This window comes from Mesobacillus sp., assembly GCF_047739415.1.
Classification (GTDB): Bacteria; Bacillota; Bacilli; order Bacillales; family Cytobacillaceae; genus Mesobacillus.
Genome location: NZ_JBIQOE010000228.1, coordinates 1 through 5114, shown reverse-complemented (window position 1 = coordinate 5114; position 5114 = coordinate 1). Strand labels below are relative to the sequence as shown.

The window sequence follows — 5114 nt, the reverse complement described above, 5'->3', positions numbered from 1 at the left end:
TTATTATAACGGAAAAAGTGTTATTGATTTTGGAAGCATAACAATTGATGTATACTACGACTTGGAGAAAGGGATTTATTTTGTTTCTGATAAAGGGGCAAAATGGATGAAACCAGAAAAAGAATTCTTCGAGTTGACGAGAATTTCCAAGGAATATTGATTTATGGATAGTCTTTCTCCCTGCCTTGGATTTATTGAACAGCACAGGAGTATTATTTACCTAGGACAACTTTATTAATTGCTTGTAATTACAGGTTTTAAGAAGATTAATTATTGTTAAAGGTGTATCCTATTGGTAAATAAGTAAAGGCTTTTTTCGCATTGATCGGTTGTTTTCGGACTAATCCTTTCAAAAACTTTTAAATATATTTAAGTTTCTTTACGAATTAAAGTTCTTTGGGTGATTTTTAAGAAGAACATAATTAAAAAGAAAAAGGGAAGTGACCTTTGTGAATCCAACTTCAGCAGTAGCAAATGAATTACAACAAAACTCCGAAACACTCGCAAAGGAAATGGTAGGTTCCATACTTGAATTAATAGGTGTCGAGATACCGAAGCAGGAAATTGACCAGGCAATTATTGTTTATACTGAGTATCTTAAATTCCTCGGTGACTCTATTATGAATAAAGATGAAACAACTTCTCAGGGCCTTCTTGAATGGAGCCAGCAAAATGGAGAACGCGAAGCAGCTAAGGGCGGCAGGGTTTCTGACATCCTACTCAGGTATCCTCCTACAAGAATTGTTTTCATTGATAAAATGGCAGAAATCAGTTTAAAACATGACGTTAACACGGAAGATTTAATTTGGATCAATAAAAAAGTGAACAATATGCTTGATATAAGCATTAATGAAACCGTATTTGCTTTTGAGAGGCAAACTTCGAAACTGATGAAGGAAGTACAGGATGAAGTGGATATATTATCGACTCCAGTCGTCCCGGTACAGGAAAATGTGTCAGTGTTGCCTTTAGTAGGGAAATTGGACCATGACCGGGCAAGGTTAATAATGGAAAGGGCCATTCCGTTGGTAGCAAAGCAGAAAGTACAGTATTTAATCATTGATTTTTCAGGAATCGTCACAATAGATGCAACGATTGCCAAACACATTTTTGATATTCACAATGTTTTGCGGCTGTTAGGGGTGGATTCTATTGCCACTGGAATGAGGCCAGAGCTCGCCCAGGCTGCAGTTGAGGGTGGAGTAGACTTTTCAAATATCAATACCTTCGCTACCGTAAAACAGGCCATTGATAGTATCAATAAAGAAATGTAAAGCAACTATTAGGAGGATAAAGTTGATTAATAAAAAGCCAGATATCAAACTAATTGCATTGGATATGGATGGAACGCTTCTGGATGAGCGGCACGAGGTGTCTGAGAAAAATAGACTAGCAATCAAAGAAGCCGAAAAAAGAGGGGTACGTGTTGTTTTAAGTACGGGACGCAGCCTCAAAACAGCAAGGGATTATGTAATCTCTCTGGAGCTGTCGTCCTATCTAGTAACGGTCAACGGTGGAGAAATCTGGGGTCCAGATGGTGAGTTGGTGCAAAGAAGCATTGTAGATACCGAACACGTCCAATGGATGTATGAACTATCACAAAAGCACCAGACAGGTTTTTGGGCGACAAGCAGTGAAAACGTCTGGCGCAATGATATGCCAGAGGATCTGTTTTCCCAAGAATGGATTAAATTTGGCTTCCACATTGAAGAAGACGAAATAAGAGATAGTGTTCTTAAAGAGTTAAAAGAAAAGGGATTATTCGAAATTAGCAACTCAAGCTTAAAAAATATTGAAGTCAATGCACTTGGTATCAATAAGGCCAGAGGATTGCAGAAGGTTTGTGATTTATTGGAAATTTCTATGGAAAATGTCATGGCAGTGGGAGACAGCCTTAACGACATTGCCATGATTACGGAGGCAGGTCTTGGAATAGCAATGGGCAATGCCCAGGAAACTGTAAAGGAGGCTGCTGACGATATTACAGGTACTAATAAAGAGAGTGGAGTTGCCCAGGCAATCCAAAAATGGATCCTCTCATAACGAAGGAAGCAGCTTGCACTGCTTCCTTTTTTGTTATATTTGCGGTTGCCCCAGAACCATCTGCTTGAATCCTTTTGAGTCAATTTCCTTCACCAAGGCTTTATTATCTGCAAGTTCGACTACTGTCTGTCCATTGACAGCTTCTGCGAAAACCATTTCAACCGATGCCTTTGAGACTCCTTTGCCTATTTGAATTGCTTTAGGTGCTGAATGTTTTGCAAGGACATTTCGGATTTTAACATTATCAGCGCGGTTGCTGCCTCCAAATACCTTTATATCGGAGCCTGCATTTGTAAACCCGCTCATTGCCACATTTTTTAAAATAACATTTCTGGAACGATACTGAATGGCAATTGCTGGTTCTCCACCATAGTCATAGGCAGGGTCGCCAATAGCCGTAAAATGGTTCACAGCTACATTTTTATAAGCAGACACTACCATAGCCCTTGGTGAAGAGTTGGTATATAACTCGGTGTGTACCGGCTTGTAAGAGATAATATTTGCAGCCCGAATGTTGATTGCTGTTTTAGACTCGGGATCATTTTCCTTGTGATGGCCGATATGCCTGAAATTATAAGAACGATTGTCATTTACAGATAGATGGCCTATGATGACAACATTATTTGCTGCAGAAGAAGTATGGTGAGCTTTGATTTCTACTCCGCCAAAGCATCTTGCGGTTGAGTTGTTTAATAGCCATACATTTCGGGATCCATCATCTATTTCGATTCCATTCGAATTTGAAAAACCTTTTTTATGTGTTTTTCCGCTTGGGTCACTCATATGGCAATATGAAATGAAAATATTATCACTATGGTGAGTTGTAATGCCATCGTCGCCGAAACCATAGCCATTAAGGTTGTCGAGCCAGATAAACTCACTTCCGCCGCGGGCCCGATAGCCATCGCCATAATAATTGTAAAGAGGAGATGAAATATCAAAGCAGTGAAGGCCTGGCTTAACTCCTTCGACATCCTTCACCCAGCCATATTTTACATTCGCATATAGCAGGCAGCTAGAATGATTTCCCCAGGTACTGGTTTTTTCAACATTTCCCAAACGTTCAACATTCCAATCAAGCGTCATTCCAGTCACTTTTACATTCCGATTTCCGGTACGATGGTTTTTATTCGTTATAAGTCTCCTGCCTTTGGGGGCTGAGTCGTGAAGTTTGATGACCGTTTTCCTTTTTCCGGCACCAACCAAATAGGTAAAGGAAGGCAGCTTTATCTCTTTTACCACATAAACACCTTCAGGAATATATACTTTCACACGGCCTTTGCCTAGAGCCATTCTAAAGGCCTCTGTGCAATCAGTTTTACCATCACCGACTGCTCCAAAATCTTCAATATAAACCTCACGATTAATTTCCTTCAGTAAATGTTTATATTCCTCGTTTAATCTTTCCATCCACTCGGGAAAGACATTGCCATTAGTATCAACCACGGTCTCATAGTTTTTGGCGTTATCGAATGCGGATTTAGTCTGGATGAATCTCCTTAGACTTGAACCGAAATTACTGAAAAAAGAAGATATCCCTTTATTGATTTTTGTGTTTAAAGATCTGTAATCCTCGCTTGCTTCTTTGAATAATTCGTTTGTCTCTATAACCAGTTCATTTATATTTAGTTTTTTTCCTGATAACTGTGCAATCAGCTCAGCATTTTTTTTAGGATCATGATTTCTATCGATCATTACCATCTTATTCCCACCTTTTTAAAAAGCTGCTTGAATATTATTTCCCGCCAGAGTGTATGGATAATCTTTTCGCACCTTAAAATACTAATCTTTAATCGGTCAGTATTATCGTTATATGTTTTATTCCATTAAAGGAGGTTATGTTAAAATATAAGCGTTCTCATTAGAGAGTGAGGGGTTAGATGATTACTTTAGGTCCAAGAGTTTTAAAAACAGGAGTGGCCGTTGCACTTGCCTTATACATAACAGAATGGATTGGATTGGAGCCCCCGGTCTTTGCTGCAATCGCAGCAACCTTTACTATCCAGCCATCGATTTATCGGTCATGGAAACAAGTATTAGAGCAATTCCAGGCGAATACACTCGGTGCGATCATCGCGATTGCATCCATTTATTTATTCGGGAACAACCCGATTGTCATTGGGTTAGTAACTGTTATAGTTATTATCATTAGCTTGAAGCTTAAAATGGAAAGTTCCATAACTTTAACTCTAATCACAGTCTTAATCATGATGAGTTCACATGAATTCAACGGGGTTTTAACAGCAGCAAACAAATTTATCATTGTCCTTGTTGGGATGGGGTCTGCTTTCCTTGTTAATTTAATTGTCTCGCCACCAAATTTCAACAAGAATTTTACCGAAACAATGAACCGTAGCTTTAGAACCATGTCCTTGTTAATCAGGACAGCTATATCCAATGAACTGACAGAAACAACATTTCAGGATCACTGGAGTCAATTGAGAAAGGACGTAGCCAAGCTTGAAGACCTTTATAAAATACTCGATGAGGAAAGAAAGAAAATTTCAAAGGTAAAACCTCTCGACGTGAGAGAATTGGTTGTTTTTAAGCAAATGCTTGCCTGCCTTCAGCAAGGCTTGAGAATCTTGGATATTGTTGAGGACCATTTTTTCCAAAGCCGGCCTGAACAGGAGGGTACAAATGAATTTGATAATCAATTCGAAGAACTGATTCAATACCATGAGATGATCCTCCTTAAATATTCGGGGAAAATCAGAGAACTAGATATGGAAAGTATTTTAAGCCAAAGTGGATTATTCCTTGAATCGATAATGGAGGACAGGTCAATAGAAAGAAATGATAGATTGAGGTTAACAATTATTGGTTCTGCGATTTATGACTACGCTTTTCAGCTTGCCCGTCTGAATGAGTTGATTGAACAGTATCAAAATAGAAAAGTAGATAATGAAAACACCAGAGGACTTTTTAAAGGAATAAATTTTTTAAAAAGGAATCGAAACTAAGCATATCTTGTTAATGAAATATTCTCTTTTCCATAAAACGGAAAACGGTATTAATAAAGGTAAAATAAGGTCTTTATTCCTATAAAAAACATCTATTCCAATTAATAA

4 protein-coding genes are annotated in these 5114 nt (G+C 38.3%); 3 read left to right on the top strand and 1 reads right to left on the bottom strand.

What is annotated here, in order from left to right:
* Positions 1-449: 449 nt before the first annotated feature.
* Together ACH0QE_RS18225 and ACH0QE_RS18220 are read left to right on the top strand one after the other, a co-directional pair.
* Positions 450-1274, top strand: a complete 825-nt coding sequence (locus ACH0QE_RS18225; RefSeq protein WP_415801911.1) for an STAS domain-containing protein — start codon at positions 450-452, stop codon at positions 1272-1274.
* A gap of 22 nt (positions 1275-1296) precedes the next feature.
* A complete protein-coding gene (locus tag ACH0QE_RS18220; RefSeq protein WP_415801910.1) occupies positions 1297-2043 on the top strand; it encodes a Cof-type HAD-IIB family hydrolase in 747 nt (248 codons plus the stop codon).
* Between the two features lie 33 nt (positions 2044-2076).
* Here the strand turns inward: ACH0QE_RS18220 and ACH0QE_RS18215 are convergent, their stop codons facing one another.
* Positions 2077-3744 carry a glycosyl hydrolase family 28-related protein gene (locus tag ACH0QE_RS18215; protein WP_415801909.1) on the bottom strand — a complete coding sequence of 556 codons (1668 nt, stop codon included), beginning with the start codon at positions 3742-3744 and terminating at the stop codon, positions 2077-2079.
* 179 nt (positions 3745-3923) lie between these two features.
* On the opposite strand from ACH0QE_RS18215, the gene ACH0QE_RS18210 reads away from it, so the two are divergent.
* Entirely contained in the window at positions 3924-5006 is a 1083-nt protein-coding gene (locus tag ACH0QE_RS18210) for an FUSC family protein (protein WP_415801908.1), read from the top strand.
* Positions 5007-5114 lie beyond the last annotated feature (108 nt).

Excerpts from the sequence above, each read along its gene's own strand:
- ACH0QE_RS18215 (WP_415801909.1), bottom strand. The coding sequence starts at position 3,744 with ATGGTAATGATCGATAGAAATCATGATCCTAAAAAAAATGCTGAGCTG.
- ACH0QE_RS18210 (WP_415801908.1), top strand. The coding sequence starts at position 3,924 with ATGATTACTTTAGGTCCAAGAGTTTTAAAAACAGGAGTGGCCGTTGCA.